This is a genomic window from Hymenobacter sediminicola, from assembly GCF_014250515.1.
Classification (GTDB): Bacteria; Bacteroidota; Bacteroidia; order Cytophagales; family Hymenobacteraceae; genus Hymenobacter; species Hymenobacter sediminicola.
In genome coordinates this window covers 3,700,658-3,719,520 of the sequence record NZ_CP060202.1, presented here as the reverse complement: position 1 = coordinate 3,719,520, position 18,863 = coordinate 3,700,658, and the positions used below count along the sequence as shown (strand labels likewise).

Annotated in this window: 17 protein-coding genes and 1 pseudogene; 12 read left to right on the top strand and 6 right to left on the bottom strand. The window is 57.7% G+C overall.

The features are described from left to right. Positions 1-28: 28 nt before the first annotated feature. The 4 genes from uvsE to H4317_RS15945 all read right to left on the bottom strand — a co-directional run bounded on the left by uvsE (position 29) and on the right by H4317_RS15945 (position 4,090). Positions 29-1,081 carry a UV DNA damage repair endonuclease UvsE gene (gene uvsE, locus H4317_RS15960; protein WP_260625704.1) on the bottom strand — a complete coding sequence of 351 codons (1,053 nt, stop codon included), beginning with the start codon at positions 1,079-1,081 and terminating at the stop codon, positions 29-31. 45 nt (positions 1,082-1,126) lie between these two features. Continuing rightward, entirely contained in the window at positions 1,127-1,798 is a 672-nt protein-coding gene (locus H4317_RS15955) for a carboxypeptidase-like regulatory domain-containing protein (RefSeq protein ID WP_185887563.1), read from the bottom strand. Between the two features lie 217 nt (positions 1,799-2,015). After that, positions 2,016-2,669: a hypothetical protein gene (locus H4317_RS15950; RefSeq protein ID WP_185887562.1), complete on the bottom strand. Its 654-nt coding sequence runs from the start codon at positions 2,667-2,669 to the stop codon at positions 2,016-2,018. Positions 2,670-2,833: 164 nt separating this feature from the next. Continuing rightward, the gene (locus tag H4317_RS15945) at positions 2,834-4,090 is read right to left on the bottom strand and encodes a metallophosphoesterase (protein WP_185887561.1); all 1,257 of its coding nucleotides are present in this window, start codon (positions 4,088-4,090) and stop codon (positions 2,834-2,836) included. Between the two features lie 113 nt (positions 4,091-4,203). Here H4317_RS15945 and radC point away from each other — a divergent pair, with 113 nt between their 5' ends. From radC to H4317_RS15910, 7 genes are all read left to right on the top strand, one after another. Next, positions 4,204-4,956 carry a RadC family protein gene (gene radC / locus H4317_RS15940; RefSeq protein ID WP_185887560.1) on the top strand — a complete coding sequence of 251 codons (753 nt, stop codon included), beginning with the start codon at positions 4,204-4,206 and terminating at the stop codon, positions 4,954-4,956. 58 nt (positions 4,957-5,014) lie between these two features. Further along, positions 5,015-5,632 (top strand): DUF1684 domain-containing protein, encoded by a 618-nt coding sequence (locus H4317_RS15935; protein WP_185887559.1) that lies wholly within the window; start codon positions 5,015-5,017, stop codon positions 5,630-5,632. 132 nt (positions 5,633-5,764) lie between these two features. Continuing rightward, positions 5,765-8,200 (top strand): phenylalanine--tRNA ligase subunit beta, encoded by a 2,436-nt coding sequence (gene pheT, locus H4317_RS15930; RefSeq protein ID WP_185887558.1) that lies wholly within the window; start codon positions 5,765-5,767, stop codon positions 8,198-8,200. 133 nt (positions 8,201-8,333) lie between these two features. Further along, positions 8,334-8,630 carry a hypothetical protein gene (locus H4317_RS15925; RefSeq protein ID WP_185887557.1) on the top strand — a complete coding sequence of 99 codons (297 nt, stop codon included), beginning with the start codon at positions 8,334-8,336 and terminating at the stop codon, positions 8,628-8,630. Between the two features lie 34 nt (positions 8,631-8,664). Continuing rightward, positions 8,665-8,955, top strand: a complete 291-nt coding sequence (locus H4317_RS15920; protein WP_044014150.1) for a cell division protein ZapA — start codon at positions 8,665-8,667, stop codon at positions 8,953-8,955. A gap of 134 nt (positions 8,956-9,089) precedes the next feature. Further along, complete coding sequence (gene rny / locus H4317_RS15915; protein WP_185887556.1) at positions 9,090-10,787, top strand: ribonuclease Y; 1,698 nt, start codon at positions 9,090-9,092, stop codon at positions 10,785-10,787. A gap of 290 nt (positions 10,788-11,077) precedes the next feature. After that, positions 11,078-11,848, top strand: a complete 771-nt coding sequence (locus tag H4317_RS15910) for a hypothetical protein (protein WP_185887555.1) — start codon at positions 11,078-11,080, stop codon at positions 11,846-11,848. Positions 11,849-12,035: 187 nt separating this feature from the next. Here H4317_RS15910 and H4317_RS15905 read toward each other — a convergent pair whose 3' ends face one another. After that, positions 12,036-13,427 (bottom strand): mercuric reductase, encoded by a 1,392-nt coding sequence (locus H4317_RS15905; protein ID WP_185887554.1) that lies wholly within the window; start codon positions 13,425-13,427, stop codon positions 12,036-12,038. A gap of 146 nt (positions 13,428-13,573) precedes the next feature. On the opposite strand from H4317_RS15905, the gene H4317_RS15900 reads away from it, so the two are divergent. The 3 genes from H4317_RS15900 to H4317_RS15890 all read left to right on the top strand — a co-directional run bounded on the left by H4317_RS15900 (position 13,574) and on the right by H4317_RS15890 (position 16,098). Continuing rightward, positions 13,574-14,338, top strand: coding sequence for a hypothetical protein (locus H4317_RS15900; RefSeq protein WP_185887553.1), 765 nt, complete (start codon positions 13,574-13,576; stop codon positions 14,336-14,338). A gap of 185 nt (positions 14,339-14,523) precedes the next feature. Further along, the gene (locus tag H4317_RS15895) at positions 14,524-15,243 is read left to right on the top strand and encodes a hypothetical protein (RefSeq protein WP_185887552.1); all 720 of its coding nucleotides are present in this window, start codon (positions 14,524-14,526) and stop codon (positions 15,241-15,243) included. Positions 15,244-15,321: 78 nt separating this feature from the next. Further along, complete coding sequence (locus H4317_RS15890; protein ID WP_185887551.1) at positions 15,322-16,098, top strand: hypothetical protein; 777 nt, start codon at positions 15,322-15,324, stop codon at positions 16,096-16,098. A gap of 70 nt (positions 16,099-16,168) precedes the next feature. On the opposite strand, the gene sucD is transcribed toward H4317_RS15890, so the two are convergent. Beyond that, positions 16,169-17,050 carry a succinate--CoA ligase subunit alpha gene (gene sucD, locus H4317_RS15885; RefSeq protein ID WP_185887550.1) on the bottom strand — a complete coding sequence of 294 codons (882 nt, stop codon included), beginning with the start codon at positions 17,048-17,050 and terminating at the stop codon, positions 16,169-16,171. Between the two features lie 323 nt (positions 17,051-17,373). Here sucD and H4317_RS15880 point away from each other — a divergent pair. Continuing rightward, positions 17,374-18,348 (top strand): annotated as a pseudogene (locus H4317_RS15880) (PLP-dependent cysteine synthase family protein); the annotation flags it as partial. 66 nt (positions 18,349-18,414) lie between these two features. Continuing rightward, positions 18,415-18,837, top strand: a complete 423-nt coding sequence (locus tag H4317_RS15875; protein WP_185887548.1) for a response regulator — start codon at positions 18,415-18,417, stop codon at positions 18,835-18,837. The last annotated feature ends 26 nt before the right edge of the window (positions 18,838-18,863 follow it).

The window sequence follows — 18,863 nt, the reverse complement described above, 5'->3', positions numbered from 1 at the left end:
CGGAAAAACAGCTGAATACACCCGAAGGTTACCGTTCAGCTACCGGCTTCTTCGGCGTGCGGGCTTTGCGTGGGGCCAGAGCAGCAGAATCTGTAGGAGTATGAGGGAAGGTAGGAGCCGTGTAGCCAGCCGGTGCGGGCGGCACCAGCGACAGGCCGCGCAGAATACCGCAGGCCCGGTGGGCACTGGCTTCCTTGTCTTTAATTTCCAGCATGATATCGGCGTCTAAGCTACCCAACTCGTGCAGGAAGCCACGAAACAGGTCTTCCTGAATGGAGCTTACGTGCTTGCCTTTCCGCTCCCCCGGCGACTGAGAGCTGTAGTCCATCATCATCACGCCGTCCCGCGTAGGATGCCAGGTAGCCGCCGCTAAGCGTAGCGCTTCAGCCATCGGCTCGCCATGGTTGAGGCACTCATGATGGAAGTTGTCGAAGAGAATGGGGGTGCCGGTAGCTGCGTGCAGCCGCAAGCAGTCCTGTAGGCTAAACAGCCGGTCGTCGTTTTCGACTACCAACCGCACCTGCACTGCTGCTGGGAGGGTATGAAATGTGGCGATAAACCGCTCAATAGCCGCGTCCCGGTCGCCGTAGAGGCCGCCCAGATGGATCTGTAGTTTGGCCGTGTTGTCGAGACCCATCAAGTCCAGCATCGACCCCTGATACACCAGCTCGGAAATGCTGCGCTGCACAATATCAGCGCTGGGCGAGTTGAGCACCACAAACTGGTCGGGGTGCAACGACACCCGCATGTTGTGGGCCTTTATATAGTCGCCAATGGCCCGGAACTCTGGTGCGAAGCGGCTCTGCCAGGGAAAGGTGTTGACGGGGTGAGAGCCAAACGGCACAATGCCGGAACTGATACGAAAGAACAGCAGTCCATGCGCCACATTATACTCCAGAATGCGCTGCAGACACGCCAGATTGGCTGCCACGGTCTGCTCTACCCGCTCATCGGAGTAGGAAGCCAGCCGGAATGTAGTCGAGGAAGTGCAGTCGAGTGACTGATTGATACAAGGATACCCGATTTTCATCTTCGGGCTTACGAGTTGGTCGGGTGGTGGGTTGGTAAAGAACAGCATCATGCTCAGCATGATTTTCTTTATCCAGCTACGTTACCACCTCACCAGCTACTCTTCGTAGCCACGGTTGTCCTTGAAGTTCTTGTTGTATTTCAAACGTGCCTTCTGGGCCTTTTCGGCGGCTTCCTGAGCTTGGATTTCCTCCATTTTGCGGCGCTCCTTGCCGGCCCGTGAGAATTGCTCATAAATCAGACTGACGGGGCTGGCCAGAGTAGGCACTACTGCTCGCGGCGCAATCGAGTCGACGGGGAACAGGGGCCGGGGAGCCGGGGGGCGCTTCACGGCGCTGGCAGGCGCGGTGCTGGGCCTCTTGATATTGCGCAGCGCCCGGTTGATGGCGGCCCTGTCGGGGCGGCCTTCCGTTACGCGCACTTCGCCCAGCATCACACTGTCGCGCATCATAGCCACCTGAATAACCAGCTGCGAAAGACCGGTATTGCCCATCGGCACGCGACGCGTCTTGAAGCCTACGGCCCGAAAAACCAGCGTGTCGCGGTTGCCTACATCAATGCGAAAGTCGCCTTCGGGGTCGGCGACGGTACCCCGGCCTGTACCCTGCACAATGACGGCGGCCCCCGGAATCGAGCGGCCTGTGCCGGCTTCCAGCACCGAGCCCGACACGCGCACTTGGGCGCGGGCTGTACCAGAAAACAGGAGTAGCAGCACGAAACCAGCCAAGAACCTCACGCTGCTGACCAAAGGCCGGAGCAGGTGCGACACAGCGCCAAAAAGTAAATTCAGATAGCTCATCAACCAGAAATAACGCCAGCAACCGGCAAGGTAGCCAACAACAGAGCCAAAAAAAGCCCGGACCGTTGCAGGTTCGGGCTTTTCCGGGAAAAGAGAAACAATAATCGGCCAACTAAAAATTCATACCGACGAATGGTGTGGATTTCGGGTAAGCAGCCTATTTCGCTTTGCTAAATACAGCAGAAGACTACTCGGCTTTTACTTTGTCACCGTCGGCGGTTTTGGCTTTCACGGTGCCATCGTCGCCGTCCATCTTCATTTTGTTGCCGTCCACGTCTTTGATTTTTACGTCGCCGTCGGCTTTTACTTTCATCTTGCTGACTTCCGTAGCAGTACCGGCGGCAGTGCCCGACGTTTCAGTGGTCGTCGTGCTCATGTCCGTCGAGTTGGCCTGCATCGAAGCGTCGTCCATGTACATGTCATCCATGTATTCCGTGCGGCTCGACTCGTAGGCCGAATACTGCGTGGGGTCTGTGAAGACGGTTTTCAGCTCCATGTCGGCATCAGAATAGGCCGTCCGCATGGCCGCAGCCATACCGGTGGTATCGGTGGCATACTGGGTTTGCAGCTCGCCCAGGCGCTTGCCGCGGTTGATGTACACCGTGCGTACCTTCTCACGGGTAGCGTCGTCAAACTTCATTTTTGCGGCCATAGCAGCTGCAATCCGGTCGGCGCGCTGCTGAATAGCCTCATCCGAATACGCCGTGGTGGTGGTCGTAGTCGTGGTAGTTGTCATGCCATCACCCGAAGTGGTTGTGGCCGTATCGGTGGTTTTGTTGTCGGAGCAGGATGCCAGAGAGAGGGAGGCAACTGCCGACAGAAGGAACAGGGTCTTTTTCATGACTAGAGAGGTTGTGGAAAAGGAGAGAGTAGGGTAGGAAAATCCTAATGGCGCGTATACGGTACAGCTTCCTTAGCGGTTACCAAACGGAAAAAACACAAACGAAAAAGCCGCCACAGGTTACTGCGGCGGCTCTGCTTTCGAGATGTATCCGGCAGGATCAACTAAGCCCGGCGCAACTCAAACACGGTAATTTCGGGCAGGAACCCCACACGGCCTGGGTAGCCGATATAGCCGAGCCCGGTATTCACGTACAGGTACTGCTTGCCTTGCTGATACAGCCCGGCCCACTGCTTATACACGTACTGCACCGGGCTCCACTTGAAGAAGGGCAGATTCACACCGAACTGCATGCCGTGCGTATGGCCGGAAAGCGTCAGGTCCACATCCGGAAACTCAGGGCGGACCTGCGCATCCCAGTGAGAGGGGTCGTGCGAAAGCAGGATCTTGAAGGGCACTGACGGATCGGCGGCGGCATGGGCCTTGGCCAGGTCGCCGTACTTAGGGAAGCGCATGGCCGCGCCCCAGTTCTGAATGCCCAGAATGACAATTTTCTCGCCGTCGCGCTCCAAGTGGTGTGCCTCATCAAGAAGCAATTTCCAGCCTATTTTGGCGTGATTCTGCTTGAGCCGGTCCAAGTTGGCAGTTTTGGCCGCCGCGCCGCCCTGCTCGGTCCAGTCCACATAGTCGGCGTAGTCGTGGTTGCCCAGAATAGACAGCTTCTGCACCTTGCTCTGGATTTGGGCCAGCGTCTCGATGTGGTCTTCTACCTCCGTGGCAATGTTGTTGACCAAGTCGCCGGTCATCACCACGAGGTCGGCGTTTTGCTGATTGATAAGCGCCACCGCACGCTGCAAAGGCTCTTTGCTGGCGAAGCTGCCAGTGTGGAGGTCCGAAATCTGCAACAGTTTGAATCCATCAAACGAGGCGGGCAGGTTGGGAAAGCGCAGGGTCACGCGCTTCACGCGGTAGTCGGTGGCACCTTTCAGCATTCCCCATGCTAGCGCCACAAATGGCACGGCAGCGGTAAGCAGCGCGGCTTTGCTCAGGAACTCGCTACGCGAAATAGCCGTGCCCGACGAGTTGGCCGGCTGGCCGGAAAAGCGCTGAACCAGCCAGCGGACGCCACGCACTAGGTCTTCGGGGAACAGGAACAGCAGCACGACCAGTTTGGCTACCAGCAGCCCCAGCAATATACTGGTTAGGTACGCTTTGTAGGGCGCGTGGCCCTGCGCCCGGGTAGCCATAGCCCAAATGGCAATGCCCCAGAGCAGCACCGTAATGAGCCAATAGAAAAAATCGGCGGTTTTGCGCGTGACGGGAGAAGCGCTGTGCAGCGCCGTACGGATGGCCTGGAAGCCGTACCATTCGGCGGCCAGAAACAGCAGCAGAAACAGAATACCAGAAAGAGAACGAAACATATCGGGGGTAGAAACTCGGCCAGCCGGAATTGGTTCACCGGGCAGGTGCAGTGGAGTAGACGGGGAAACGAGGTTTTTGCTTTATTTTCCGGGCGCTACAACAACGGTGCCCTATGCAAGAGTTTGACAATCTGACCGAAAATATACCCGCTGGCCCTATACCGGCCCCGTATGAAACGCCTGCTTCCTTTGGCATCAAAAGCTGGGCCGAGGAAGACCGACCCCGCGAAAAGCTGATGCAGAAAGGCCGCGCCGCCCTTTCCGACGCCGAGCTGCTGGCCATTCTGCTGGGTTCCGGCACCGCCAAACTCTCGGCTGTGGATGTAGCCAAGCTGGTGCTGAATGCTGCCAACAACGACCTCAATGCGCTAGCCCGCTTCTCGCTGAAAGAGCTGATGCGCCAGAAAGGCATCGGCGAGGCCAAAGCCATAACCATTGTGGCCGCCCTGGAGCTGGGCCGCCGCCGCAAAGAGGCCGATGCGCCGGCCCGCACTACCATCACTAACTCCCGCGACATCTACCGCGTGGTGCAGCCCCACCTGCAGGACTTGCCGCACGAAGAATTTTGGGTGGTACTGCTCAACCGTGCTAATGTGGTGATGCGCACCATCAGCATCAGCCGGGGCGGCGTGGCGGGCACCGTCGCCGACCCCAAGCTGATTTTTAAGGAGGCGCTGGAGCAACTGGCCTCGTCGGTCATCCTCGTCCACAACCATCCCAGCGGCAACCGCAACCCCAGCGCCGCTGACATTGCCCTCACCCGCAAGCTCAAGGAAGCGGGCCAGTTCCTCGACCTGCCCATTCTCGACCACCTCATCTACACCGATTCTGGTTACTACAGCTTTGCCGACGAAGGCATGCTCTAGCGAAAGCCTGACGGACGGATAGAAGCGAAAAGCGGGCTGCGAAGCTACCTTTACGCCTATGCGTATCAATCCCAAACTGCTGATTGGCCTGGGCCTATTGCTTGTGTTCGGCTACTTTCTACAGGACATTGTCTTCAACAACGACCAGTACTTAGCCCGCCTGCGCAAAGCCCGGCAGGATAAAAACGACAGTTTCCGCCGTGTGCAGGGCTCCCCGCTCAGCCAGGAGCAGCGCAATACCTTCGACAGCCTGAAGTACTACGCCCCCGACAACGCCTACCGCTTTGAAGCGCAGCTGGAAGCCTTTCCGCAGCGCGACACCGTAGAAGTGCCCCTCACCGATGGCAAAGCCGAGAAGTACCTGCGGTGGGGCCGCGCCTCCTTCATCCTCAATAAGCAGGAGTATAAGCTGACGCTATTTCTGAAAGCCAACGGCCAGGACTCCACACTTTTTGTACCTTTCACCGACCGCACCAACGGCCACGGCAGCTACGGCGGCGGCCGCTACCTCGATGCGGCCCTGCCCGCTTCCGGCGACACCGAGTTGGTGCTCGATTTCAACACGGCGTATAATCCCTACTGTGCCTACAACGACGGCTTTGCCTGCCCGGTACCCCCGCAGGACAACCGTCTGCCCGTGGAAATCAAGGCCGGCGAGAAGGAATTTCACGAGTAGCAGCCACTCAGCACCCCAAAGCCAGTAACGGCCCGCCAATACAGTGAAGCCGCCCGCCCGAATCCGTACCTTTGCCCCGCCAATCGGCTCCCACAAGGCCTGAACACGGGCAACCGACAACCGACAACTGTAATGAAAATATCCTACGACTGGCTCCGTACCCTTATTTCTACCGACAAACCCGCCGAAGAAATCGGGAAGCTGCTGACCGGCTCCGGGCTGGAAGTAGAAGGCATTGAGGAGCTGGAAAGCATACCTGGCGGCCTGCGCGGCGTGGTGCTTGGCACCGTCCTGACTCGCGAGAAACACCCCGATGCCGATAAGCTCAGCATCACAACCGTAGACGTAGGCGACGGCACCATCCGCCAGATTGTGTGCGGCGCCCCCAACGTAGATGCCGGCCAGCGTGTGGTGGTGGCTCTGGAAGGTGCCACGCTCTACCCGGCGCAGGGCGAGCCATTCAAAATCAAGAAGTCCAAGATTCGCGGCGCGGCCTCCGAGGGCATGATTTGCGCCGAGGATGAAATCGGGCTGGGCCAGTCGCACGCCGGCATCATGGTGCTGGACACCGACCTGCCCAACGGTACGCCCGCCGCCAACTACTTCGGCCTGGGCTCCGATTCCGTGTTCGAAATCGGGCTGACCCCGAACCGCGCCGACGCCGCTTCACACTTCGGCGTGGCCCGCGAGCTGCGCGCCCTGCTCCGCCAGCCCTGCCACCTGCCCGATATCAGTCAGTTCCACGCGCCCGCCAAGGCCACGCAGAACATCAAGGTGACTATCGCAGACGCCGAAGCCAACCCACGTTATGCTGGTCTGCTACTAACGGGTGTGCAGGTAGGTCCGTCGCCGGAGTGGCTGCAGCGCCGCCTGCGCAGCATCGGTCTGTCGCCCATCAACAACGTAGTGGATGTTACCAACTTCGTGCTGCACGAACTGGGCCAGCCTCTGCACGCCTTCGACGCCGACCAAATTACGGGCGGCCACATTCGGGTGAAGCGTGCTGAAGCTGGAGAGAAGTTCACGACCCTCGATGGCACCGAGCGTACCCTGCGTGCCGAGGACCTGGTTATTGCGGATGCTAATGGTGCCCCAATGGCGCTGGCCGGCGTATTCGGCGGCAAGACCTCGGGCGTGAACGAAGCTACTACCCGCGTATTTCTGGAAAGCGCCTACTTCCAGCCGGCCACCGTGCGCAAAACCGGCCAGGTACACCAGCTCAAAACCGACGCCTCCTTCCGCTTCGAGCGGGGCACCGACCCGTACATGGTGCCCGTGGCCCTGAAGCGGGCGGCGCTGCTGCTACAGGAAGTGGCCGGCGCTACCATAGCCGCCCCCATCGTAGATGAGTACCCCACGCACATTGCGCACTTCCCGGTGCGGCTGCGCTTGCCCCGCGTCGAGAAGCTGGTGGGCCAGTTCATTGCGCCCGAACGGATTCGCCAGATCCTGACGGACCTCGATATCCTAATTGCCGAAGAACTGACTAATGAGGCCGGCCACGCCGAGTGGATTCTGTCGGTGCCGCCGCACAAGGTAGACGTGACCCGCGAGGCCGATGTGATTGAGGAAATTCTGCGCATCTACGGCTACAACCATGTGGCCCTGCGCCCTCATAACTCCGCCTCGTTCCTGGCTACTTTCCCGAATCCTGACCCGGAAATCATCCGCCAGAATACGGCGCGGCTGCTCAGCGGGCAGGGCTTCTCCGAAATCATCACCAACTCCATCACCAACTCGCTCTACTTCGAGAAGGAAGGTGAAACGGACGAGTCACTGGTGCGCCTGCTCAACTTCAACAGCGCCGAACTGAACGTACTGCGCCCCACCTTGCTGCACAGCGGCCTGGAAGTAGTACGCCACAACGTAAACCGCCGCCAGCGCGACCTGAAGCTTTATGAGTTCGGCAAAACCTACCACCGCAAAGCCAACGGTGAGTACGACGAGAAGAATCAGCTCGTCATCTACCTGACCGGCAACACCGCCGCCGAAACCTGGCAGCAGAAGTCCGACAAAAGCACCTACCACCAGCTGGCCGGCGCGGTGCAGCAGGTACTGGCTTCGCTGGGCTTCCCTGCCGCCACCTCGCAGCCGGTGCAGCACCCGTATTTAGCGGGCGGCCTTACGCTGCTGGCCCAGAACCAGCCGGTGGCGCAGCTTGGAGCCGTTTCGGGCGCCATTCTGAAGAAGCTCGACGTGAGCCAGCCGGTGTGGTACGCCGAGCTGGACTGGGACTGGTTGATGAAGAAGTACAAGAACAGCCTCGTGGCCCGCGAGCTACCCAAGTTCCCGGAAGTACGCCGTGACCTGAGCCTCGTGGTAGACAAAACGGTGACTTTCGACCAGTTGCAGCAGATTGCGCGCCGCACCGAGAAGAAACTCCTGCAGCAAGTAAATGTGTTTGACGTGTACGAAGGCGAAAACCTGGGTGCCGACAAAAAATCCTACTCCGTGAGCTTCTTCCTGCAGGACAGCACCCAAACCCTAACCGACCAAGCCATCGACTCGGTGATGAACCGCCTCATCCAGCAGTTCGAGCAGCAGGCCGGCGCCGTCATCCGGCGGTAGCAAGTAGCGCGAGCCGGCAAATTCACCTATTGCTGGGCTATTGATTCGGTAACCTGAACTATAGCGCCACGAAAAGGGAATGGCAAAGTTCGCGCTACTACTTACCTTACCTGCCTGAAAATTCTTTATCTGCATGGCCTCCTCTCAGCAACTTGCTCAACTAGACCGCCTGGAGCGGCAGGTGAACACCTTAGTGACTGCCTATCAGCAGTTGCGCGAGGAGCTGGCCGATGCACAAACTACAGTTCAGCAACTACGGGCCGACGTGCGCGACCGGGAGCGGCAGCTGAAGGATTTCCACAATCAGGAGAATATCACTAAACTTGTCAATACCATAGCCGGTGAACCGGCCAATGTCAACGAGCTTAAACTGCGCCTCAACGAATACATCCGCGAAATAGATAAGTGCCTTGCCTATTTGAGGGAGTAACCATCACCACCGAACCCCACCCACGACTGCTCCCATGAGCGAACTATCCATTAAAATCCGCATTGCCGAACGGGACTACCCCATGCGCGTTGAGCCTCAGGATGAGGAGCGACTCCGTATGGCCGGACGTCTGCTGGGCGAGCGGATCAAGGAATTTCGCGAGCAATACGGCATTCAGGACAAGCAGGATCTGCTGGCCATGATTGCCCTGTCCACGATGGCTGACCGCCTGAAAGTCAGTAAGGAAAAAGATGGTACCGACACGGTTCTGACCGAGCGCCTCGCACGCCTCGACGAGCTGTTATCGGGAGTGGTGCTCGTCTGAAGATACCAGACGCACGCACCCGCGTAGTTAGCAGAGCTTGAAACCCCGGTGGCGCAAACGGCGCGGCGGGGTTGTTTGGCATCTGGCCTTTTGCCGGGTTATGGGATTTCCTTTCTTTCTCTAATCCATAGCCCATGTCCACCTCTGTTTATATTGCTCTTGCCGCCGTGTTGGCCCTTGTGGTCGGCATCGTGGTGGGGCGCCTGCTGGCCGGTAAGGCCCGGCAGGACCACGAGGCCGACGCGAAAGCGCGCGCCCAACAACTGCTGGCCGAAGCCGAGCAGCAAGCCACCCGCACCCGCGACGAGCGGATTCAACAATCGAAAGACAAGTTCCGCACCCTCAAGCAGGAGTGGGAGCAGGAAAGCCGCCGTCAGAAGCAGGCCCTCGACCAAGAACTGACTGAGCGCCGCGCCGCCGTAGTAGAGCAGGAGCAGAGCATTAAGCAGCTCACCCAGACCACCCAGCGCCAACTGGAGCAGATTCAGCGCAAGGAAACCGAGTTGGATGCCACCCGCGAAAAAATTGAAGCGCAGGCCCAGCAGCAGCGCGAAAAGCTGGAAGCCCAGGAAGAGAAGCGTCGCGCTACTCTCGAAACCCAGCTGGCCAAGCTAGAGCAGCGCGAGCAGGAAGTGGAAGCGGAGCTGGAGCAGCGTACACAGGAGCTCAACGAGCAGCAGCAGCATGTGCAGCAGCAGCTGGAAACCATTTCCGGCCTCACCGCCGCCGAAGCCCGCGAGCAGCTGGTAGAGTCGCTCAAGAACGAGGCCCAGATTCAGGCCTCTTCCTACATCAAGGACGTGGTAGCACAGTCCAAGCTCACCGCTACCAAGGACGCCAAGAAAATCGTGCTCGAAACCATTCAGCGCACCGCTGCTGAACATGCTATTGAGAACTGCGTGTCGGTGTTCAACATCGAATCCGACGATGTAAAGGGCAAGATTATCGGCCGCGAGGGGCGCAACATCCGGGCGCTGGAAGCCGCTACCGGCGTCGAAATCATCGTGGACGACACGCCGGAGGCTATTATTATCTCCGGCTTCGACCCGGTGCGCCGCGAGGTGGCCCGCCTGAGCTTGCACTTGCTGGTGAAAGACGGTCGGATTCACCCGGCCCGCATTGAGGAGATTGTGGCCAAAACCCGCAAGAACATTGATGAGGAAATCGTGGAAATCGGGGAGAAGACCATTATCGACCTCGGCATTCACGGCCTGCACCCCGAGCTGATTAAGATGGTGGGACGCATGCGTTTCCGCTCCAGCTACGGCCAGAACCTGCTTCAGCACTCGCGCGAAGTGGCTAACCTGTGCGCCACCATGGCCGCCGAAATGGGCTTGGATGTGAAGAAAGCCAAGCGTGCCGGCCTGCTCCACGACATCGGCAAGGTGAGCACCGAGGAACCCGAACTGCCCCACGCCATTCTGGGCATGGAGATGGCCAAGAAGTACAAGGAGCACCCCGACGTGGTAAACGCCATTGGCGCCCACCACGACGAAATCGAAATGACGGCCATGATTTCGCCGCTCGTGCAGGCCTGCGACGCCATCAGCGGCTCGCGCCCCGGTGCCCGCCGCGAGATGATGGAAAGCTACATCAAACGCCTCAAGCAGTTGGAAGAAACCGCCAACGGCTTCAAGGGCGTGAACCAGTGCTTCGCCATTCAGGCCGGCCGCGAGCTGCGCGTGATGGTAGATGCTGAGAACGTGACGGACGAGCGCGCCTCGGAGCTGAGCTACGAAATTTCCCAGAAGATTGAGAAGGAAATGCAGTACCCCGGCCAGATCAAAATCACGGTCATCCGCGAAATGCGCGCCGTGGCCTACGCTAAGTAAGCAGACACCTGTTTCGTGACAAGAGCCCCCGTAACGAAAGTTGCGGGGGCTCTTTTGTGGTGGCCTTGTTGGCCAGATCAAACCATCTGTTTGCTTATGGAGGTCGCGTTATAGTTTCCTAAAGTCTGATACAGTAGCAAAATGATAATCCAGTTGAAGTACTGGACCATGAATCTATGGCAGAAGAACTGTAATAACCGCCCCTGGTAAAGTCAGATACCCGCTACTTTTGGTTAGTAAGCAGAAAGGGGGAAGAAGTAGATTGAAAAAGGTTTTTCATCTTCTCAGATATGCTTCGTTCTATTCTATTAATGATATTGGCAGGAGTTGCCTTTCTCAGCAGTTGCGTGGCCTATTCGCCTATGCAGCCTGCCATTTCCACTATTCGTAAAGCGGGAGAAGTAGAACTGACCACCAGCCTGCAGCACAGCATACGGCTGGAAGCTGGTGCCGTGTATTCTCCTATTTCGCATCTGCTATTATCTGGAACCGGTGCTGTGCGCCCCCGGGGACAGACTGTGGAGCCGCTGGGTACCTTGCAGGGTGAGGTAGGGCTTGGGACGTATTGGGCATTGGGGCCGCAGTGGCAGATCAATGGACTGATGGGATATGGTCGGGCTGTAAGCAACCAGAACTCGCTGGATGTTCTGGGCAGCAACACGTTGTACCGCGCGCACTACCACAAATTATATGGTCAGGTAAGTGGCGTGTGCTATTCGACAGAGAGCAATGCGGGCTTTGTGTATCGGCTTAGTCAGGTGCGTTTCGATGCACTCGACTACTTCTATCCGGCTGAAGCAGGCGCTATTCCTATTTCTCGTTTGCTATATCATGAGGCCCTGTGGTTTTACCGCCATAAATTAGGCCAACAGACTATGCGGTGGCATTGGCAGATAGCGGGCGGATTCTCCGTTCCGCAAGGACGCCGACAGAAAGAACCCGAGTACGGACCTGATAAATGGGCTATCTACGAAGCTAACCGTAACCTATCGGGGGTGCCCATGCTAAGTATGGGCATCGTGTTTCAACTCGGTAATCAGCGAAAGTCAAAAAATGATTAAGGGAATAATGACGCTGTTTAGAAAGTCCATTGCATGCAGAGCTTATTGAAACATTACGACTGCTCATTAGGGAATAATTCTTAAATGACTTCATTATTTCTGTCCTAATGCCTGCTTCGTGAAAAAGCCCCCGAACGAAAGTTGCGGAGGCTTCTGTTGTGTGTAGCATTATAGGATTTCCGACTCATTAGGGCCTTTTCAGCTGCGTAAATACGTTGTTCAGCCCTTCGGCCCAGCAGGGATGGGCCAGCACCATATCCTGTATCTGCTGGTACTTCAGACGGCCGGCCATCATCAACTGAAACATGCTCATGATTTCGCCGCCCTCGGCGCACAGCACCGTCGCGCCCAGCAACCGGTCATCGTCGCCGATCAGTACTTTCCAGAAGCCTTCTGTGCGGCCTATTTCGCGGGCTCGCCCGATGGTGCGCACCGGCATGGTGGCTACGCGGTAGGACACGCCCTGTTCTTTGGCCTGGTCCTCATTCAGCCCGATACGGCCCAGCTGGGGCTCCGTGAACACACAGTAAGGCAGGGGGCGCTGTTTAGCCGAGCGGCGTTTGCCCCGCAGCAGGTTGTCGCGCACTACCCGGAAATCGTCGTAGCTGATGTGCGTGAACTGGGGGCCGCCGTGCACGTCGCCCAACGCATACACGCCGCGCACATTGGTTTCCAGACGCGCATTCACCTGGATGTAGCCTTTTTCGTCCGTTTGTACGCCGGCGGCACCCAGGCCCAGCGTGTCGGTGTTGGGGCGGCGGCCTGTTGCTACTACCAAGTGCGTGCCCCGAATACGCCGCTCCCCGGCGGCTGTCTGCGCCGTGAGCGTGTAGGTGCCTTCCTTGTGGCTCACTTTGCGCACCTTCGCTCCCAGCACCACTTCCACGCCCTCTGCCTCCAGCACCCGCGTCAGCCCGATGCAGGCGTCGTCGTCTTCGCGCTCCAGCAGCTGCCGATGTGACTCGACAATGGTGACGCGGCTACCTAAGCGCCGGTAGAGTTGGCTGAACTCCAGTCCGATGTAGCCACCACCCAGAATCACGAGGTGTTCTGGCAGTTCTTTCAGGTCGAGGAGCTGGGTGGTAGTCAGAAATGGAACCTCCTGCAGCCCTTCGATATCGGGAACAGCGGCCCGGGTACCGGTGTTGATGAACACCTTGCGGGCGGTCAGTTGCTGGGTTTTGCCACCGGCCAGTAGCACCTCCACCGTGCGCGGGCCCACAAACGTAGCGTGCCCGTGCAGCACCGTAATGCCGGGGCGCTCCTGCGTCAGGTTGCTGCGCACCCCGTTGCGCATGGCCTGTACTATTTCGTCTTTGCGGGCCACCACGGCCGCCATATCCACGGCGGGTTCCTGAGCTTGCATACCGTAGTCGGCGGCCGTGCGCAGCTGGTGGGCGCGTTCCGCTGAGGCCAGCATGGCCTTCACGGGCGTGCAGCCATAGTTGATGCAGGAGCCGCCCAGCAGATTTTCCTCTACAAGAACCACACGCTGGCCGGCGTCGGCCAGCGCAGTTGCCAGCGGATTGCCGGCCTGGCCCGAACCGATAATAAGCGCGTCGTACTGAGTATTGGGCATAAAACACGAAGTTTGAAAACGGGAACCTACCCTGCGTGGGTCTGACAGGCTCTACGCAACTGACGAGCCTGCGGCTGCCACACAACGAAACTCCGCTTTACGCGTTTTGCCTCCGATTCCTGTTTTCCGACCTGCCACCGCATCCAATGCCCGTTTTGCTCCGCGCGCTTCTGCTTCTGCTGCTGCCCCTGCTGGCCGGCTGCACGTCACTTTACTTTCCGCCGCCGCCTCAAGTGCCGCTGCTCACGCAAAAGGGCGAGTGGAGCGCCGGCATTCATACCAACTTCAGCCAAAACACGGCCGTGCAGGGTGCCTACGCCATTTCTAACCATCTGGGTGTCATGGGGTCGGCCTCTTTCCTGCACGCCGATAAGAAGCAGAGTTTCTTCGGCTCCAAAGACAACCGCCAAACCCAGGACCACGATTTTGTGGAAGGGGGCCTCGGCTATTTCACCCGCCTCCGCCAAGACCGACGTGTGCTTGAAGTGTATGGTGGCCTAGGCGTGGGCAGTACCAAATACACCGAATACAGCCGCGAAACCAACGTGCCCACCGAAACCCGCGAAGGCACGCTCAACAAATATTTCCTGCAGGTGAACTACACTTCCAAGGAAAAGAAAAGCTTCCATGTACTGGGCCGCGACTGGCCTTTCACCTACGGCACGGCCCTGCGCGCCAGCTACGTGCAACTCAATGGGTTTCGGCTCAACGGAGTGGCCCACGCTCCCGAAGACAATATTTTCCTCGAACCCATTACTTACACCCGTATTCAGGTGTTGGGGCCGCTACAACTCCAGATGATTAGTGGCAGCAACTTCGGGCTCATTCACCGCAAATATCTGAAAGCGGCCAACTCGGTGTTTCAGCTCGGTATCGTGGTTAATCTGGGTGGTCAGGACGGCGAGAAGTAAGGGAATTGGCCCGCCGCAAAAGTCAGATTGTAAGGGTTGATAAAAGCTGCTGAAAGCCTATTAGAATAGTATTGGGTGTGTTAAGTAACCTGAAACTCGCGTTTGAAAAGTCTGATACCCGAATGAATTGATTCGGGATTCGGGAGAAAGAACAGCTACTTCGGGCAGACTTTATGTAACCCTCTATGAAAGCTGTCTTTTACGCGGTATGCGGCCTCGCCCTAACCAGCTGTACCGTGTATGCCCCCATGACACCCACCATGCCGCTGGTAGAAGAAAGCGGCCAGTTGGAAGTGACAGCCAGCGTGCAGCCTTCGGCCCGTGTGGAAGCTACAGCTGCCTACTCGCCATTGCCGCACGTAGTGCTGACCGGCAGCGGCTCTCTCGGCCTGAAACTCGGTGGTCAGCAGTATCTGCGTACCCAACAGGGTGAGTTAGGAGTAGGCCGCTACTGGCACCTGAACGATAACTGGCTGATGAATGCTACTGGCGGCGGCGGATATGCGGCTGTCAATCGGCAAACCTGCGCCTGGGGCTGCGAGCAGCGCCAGGGGAAGTATAGCAAGCTGTTTGGGCAGGTCGGTATTGCCAGAATAGGGTCTTTCGGGGCGGCCAGCCTCACCTATCGGCTGTCGCGGCTTCAGTATACCGAGGTGGTAAACGACGGCAACTCTATTCCCGATTTTGGTACGTATCGCCACGAGCTGGCCTTGGCTATGCGCCGGCGCATCGGGTGGAGCGACGCCTGGTTCTGGCAGACTACAATGGGCATATCACTGAGCAATCTGAAAGCTCCGGGCGACCAGGACTCGGCTGGCCAAACGGACCGTTGGTTTTCTGCCGGAGTTCCAACTCCGTTCTTCGGTATGGGTATCGGCTGGCAGCCTTTTCTGAGAAGCCGCTAGGTCTATTCCTGTTACCTCAGATGGCCATATTTAGCTGATTACTTGAAATCTACTTTCTCTCCCTGTCGGAATATTCTTATGAAACCAAAACTACTTTCCTTCTTTCTGCCAACCCTGATCGGCCTGCTGAGTGGTTGCGCCGTGTATGTGCCCACTGTACCCAGCACTCCGCTGCTTCGTAGCAAGGGCGAAGTAGAAATCACGGCTGGTACGCGCGGCACTTCCAGCCTGGAAGTAGGTGCGGCCTGGTCGCCGGCGCCGGGTCTGCTGCTGGCTGCCGAAACCGCGCTGCAAACAAGCAAAGGCAGCGAAACCAGCAACAACGTGACCGTCAATTACCAAAATGTGCATCGGCAGGCGGGACTGGGCGTGGGCACGTATCGGCTGCTGGGCAAGGACCAGGCAACCTATCTGGCTGCCATCGGCGGTATCGGCTTCGCCAAAGCCAGTGTTTATGATCCTAACTTCGAGCTGCTCTTTTTCTCGGGCCCGACGGTACACTATCGGGCCAACTACCGGCGCTACTACGGGCAGGTGTATGTGGCCCGGCAATTGAAGCGTATTAGCTTCGGTACGTCCTTGCGCGGCACCTTCGTCGACTATAGCCGCCTGCGCCGGGACGAGGTGGCCGTTGAGCCATCCAGCCGTTTCTTTCTGGAACCAACGGTTTTCATTCGCGTTGGGCGCGGAGTCATTCAGGGCCAGGCCACCTTCGGCCTTTCCGCCGCTGTTGGCGCCGACAGCCGCAGCCCCGACTACCGCAACCTAACGCCAGTTTCGTCCCTCATTGGGGCCGGCATTGTGATTCGCCCTCACTTATTTCATCTTCCACAGACGGTTCTGGCGCCTAAGTAACTACCTACTGACAAAAGAAAAGCCCCGGCCTAGGCCGGGGCTTTTCTTTTGTCAGTAGGTAGTTACTGAATTACTTGCCGCTCAGTACGCGCAGCATCGTGTCGCCGATTTCAGCGGGCGAATCCACAACGTGGATGCCGCACTCGCGCATGATGGCCATTTTAGCAGCTGCCGTGTCGTCGGCACCGCCTACAATGGCACCGGCGTGGCCCATGCGGCGGCCGGGAGGTGCGGTCTGGCCGGCAATGAAGCCTACTACGGGCTTCTTGTTGCCAGTTTCCTTGATCCAGCGAGCAGCTTCGGCTTCCATACCGCCGCCAATCTCACCAATCATTACGATGCCTTCGGTTTCGGGGTCGTTCATGAGCAGCTCCACCGCTTCTTTGGTGGTAGTACCGATGATGGGGTCGCCGCCAATGCCGATGGCCGTGGTCTGGCCCAGGCCAGCCTTGGTGAGCTGATCGACAGCTTCGTACGTCAGTGTGCCCGACTTCGAAACGATACCGATTTTGCCTTTCGTGAAGATAAAGCCGGGCATGATACCCACTTTGCACTCACCGGCGGTCATCACACCGGGGCAGTTTGGCCCGATCATGCGCAGACCCTCGCGGCCTTTTAGGTATTCCTTCACCGCAATCATGTCCTTGGTCGGAATGCCTTCGGTGATGGTAACGATAACCTTAATGCCTGCGTCGGCCGCTTCCATAATAGCGTCGGCGGCGAAAGCCGGAGGCACGAAGATGATGCTGGTATCGGCACCGGCCTGCTCTACGGCTTCAGCTACGGTGTTGAACACAGGACGGTCGAGGTGCATGGTACCGCCTTTGCCGGGCGTTACGCCGCCAACCACGTTGGTACCGTACTCAATCATCTGCTGCGCATGGAACGAGCCTTCAGAGCCGGTGAAGCCCTGTACTATCACTTTAGAATCCTTATTTACCAGAACACTCATTAGAAGAGGGGGTTAGAGGAGTTATTCGGTTGGGGTGGGGGAGGCAGCCTCTATGGGGCAACCGGTGTGCAAAAGTAGCCTTTTTTGGGGGCGGGGCAAGGTGAGAATCAGAGGAAAGGCAACCAGATGAATCTGCGGTTGGCATCAGAATGATTCCGGAGTTGAAAACGCCGGGGTAAAGAGCTATAGCAGTGTGAGTTGAAGGGAAAATCCTGGAAAGTGTATCTGGACAATACAGAACAACTGGCTGGAGCGGCCGGCCGAAATCCGTACCTTTGTGGTTCTCTCACGCAAATTCCCCCTCTCACTTCTCACGCTTACGCATGTACCTGAACAATATCATTGAAGCCATTGGCAATACGCCGCTGGTGAAGCTCAACAGCGTCACCGATGGCATCAAAGGCACCATTCTGGCCAAGGTAGAATACTTCAACCCCGGCAACTCGGTGAAAGACCGGATGGCCGTGAAAATGATTGAGGACGCCGAGAAAGCCGGCCTGCTCAAGCCCGGTGGCACCATCATCGAAGGTACCAGCGGCAACACGGGCATGGGCCTGGCGCTGGCAGCCATTGCCCGTGGCTACAAGTGCATCTTCGTGATGAGCGACAAGCAGAGCAAGGAGAAGCAGGACATTCTGCGCGCCGTAGGAGCCCAGGTAGTGGTGTGCCCCGTAGACGTAGCGCCCGAAGACCCACGCTCCTACTACTCGGTGGCCAAGCGCCTGAGCGAGGAAACGCCTAACTCGTTCTACCCGAACCAGTACGACAACATGTCGAACACAGCGGCGCACTACGAAGGCACCGGCCCCGAAATCTGGAAGCAGACGGAAGGCACCATTACGCACTTGGCCTGCGGTGTGGGCACCGGCGGCACCATTTGCGGCACGGCGCAGTACCTGAAGGAGCAAAACCCGGCCGTGGTAGCAGTAGGCCTTGATACCTATGGCTCCGTGTTCAAAAAATACAAGGAGACGGGTATTTTCGACGAAAACGAAATCTATCCTTACAAGACCGAAGGCATTGGCGAAGACATTTTGCCCAAAAATGTTAACTTCGATCTGATTGACCTGTTCATCAAAGTAACCGATCAAGATGCTGCTGTCATGACACGGCGTCTGGCAAAAGAAGAAGGGTTGTTTGTTGGCTGGTCCTGTGGCTCGGCTGTGCACGGCGCCTTAGAATATGCCCGGGAGCACCTGAAAGAGGACGACACCATGGTTATTATTCTGCCCGACCATGGCACGCGCTATTTGGGCAAAATCTACAACGACGACTGGATGCGTGCGCAGGGCTGGCTGTAACTCGGCTGCATCTGCCGACTCAGTCACTCGCTTTACAGCCTACCATAACCAAACTCTTGCCTTATGTCGAAAAAGCTGCGCAATGTGGTGCTAGTGGATGACAACGAAACCACCAGCTTCCTGAACAATCGTTTGCTGAACCGGCTGGAGGTAGCGGACCGAATCCACACATTCTCCCGTGCTGAGCAGGCATTCCAGTTTCTATGGGGGCCCGACCAGACCGGAGTTGGTCCCGATGACATACCGGAACTCGTGTTCGTAGATCTGAAAATGCCCGGTATGGATGGCTTTGAGTTTCTGAAGCTGTACGACGAGCTGCCAGAGGCCGCCAAAGAAAAAACCGTCATGGCCGTTCTCACTACTTCCATGCACGCTGCTGATACGGCGCGAGTTGCCCAGTACCCTAACGTAGAGTATCTGGCAAAGCCGTTGACAGAGGAGAAGATGGAAAAACTGATGAAAAAGCGGTTTGCGCTGGCAGAATAGTTCTTACAATAGTCCGCAACTACCCT

Bases quoted from the DNA above. Each gene is read 5' to 3' on its own strand.
- uvsE (WP_260625704.1), bottom strand. From the start codon at position 1,081: ATGATGCTGTTCTTTACCAACCCACCACCCGACCAACTCGTAAGCCCG.
- H4317_RS15950 (WP_185887562.1), bottom strand. From the start codon at position 2,669: ATGAAAAAGACCCTGTTCCTTCTGTCGGCAGTTGCCTCCCTCTCTCTG.
- H4317_RS15945 (WP_185887561.1), bottom strand. From the start codon at position 4,090: ATGTTTCGTTCTCTTTCTGGTATTCTGTTTCTGCTGCTGTTTCTGGCC.
- radC (WP_185887560.1), top strand. From the start codon at position 4,204: ATGCAAGAGTTTGACAATCTGACCGAAAATATACCCGCTGGCCCTATA.
- H4317_RS15935 (WP_185887559.1), top strand. From the start codon at position 5,015: ATGCGTATCAATCCCAAACTGCTGATTGGCCTGGGCCTATTGCTTGTG.
- pheT (WP_185887558.1), top strand. From the start codon at position 5,765: ATGAAAATATCCTACGACTGGCTCCGTACCCTTATTTCTACCGACAAA.
- H4317_RS15925 (WP_185887557.1), top strand. From the start codon at position 8,334: ATGGCCTCCTCTCAGCAACTTGCTCAACTAGACCGCCTGGAGCGGCAG.
- H4317_RS15920 (WP_044014150.1), top strand. From the start codon at position 8,665: ATGAGCGAACTATCCATTAAAATCCGCATTGCCGAACGGGACTACCCC.
- rny (WP_185887556.1), top strand. From the start codon at position 9,090: ATGTCCACCTCTGTTTATATTGCTCTTGCCGCCGTGTTGGCCCTTGTG.
- H4317_RS15910 (WP_185887555.1), top strand. From the start codon at position 11,078: ATGCTTCGTTCTATTCTATTAATGATATTGGCAGGAGTTGCCTTTCTC.
- H4317_RS15905 (WP_185887554.1), bottom strand. From the start codon at position 13,427: ATGCCCAATACTCAGTACGACGCGCTTATTATCGGTTCGGGCCAGGCC.
- H4317_RS15900 (WP_185887553.1), top strand. From the start codon at position 13,574: ATGCCCGTTTTGCTCCGCGCGCTTCTGCTTCTGCTGCTGCCCCTGCTG.
- H4317_RS15895 (WP_185887552.1), top strand. From the start codon at position 14,524: ATGAAAGCTGTCTTTTACGCGGTATGCGGCCTCGCCCTAACCAGCTGT.
- H4317_RS15890 (WP_185887551.1), top strand. From the start codon at position 15,322: ATGAAACCAAAACTACTTTCCTTCTTTCTGCCAACCCTGATCGGCCTG.
- sucD (WP_185887550.1), bottom strand. From the start codon at position 17,050: ATGAGTGTTCTGGTAAATAAGGATTCTAAAGTGATAGTACAGGGCTTC.
- H4317_RS15875 (WP_185887548.1), top strand. From the start codon at position 18,415: ATGTCGAAAAAGCTGCGCAATGTGGTGCTAGTGGATGACAACGAAACC.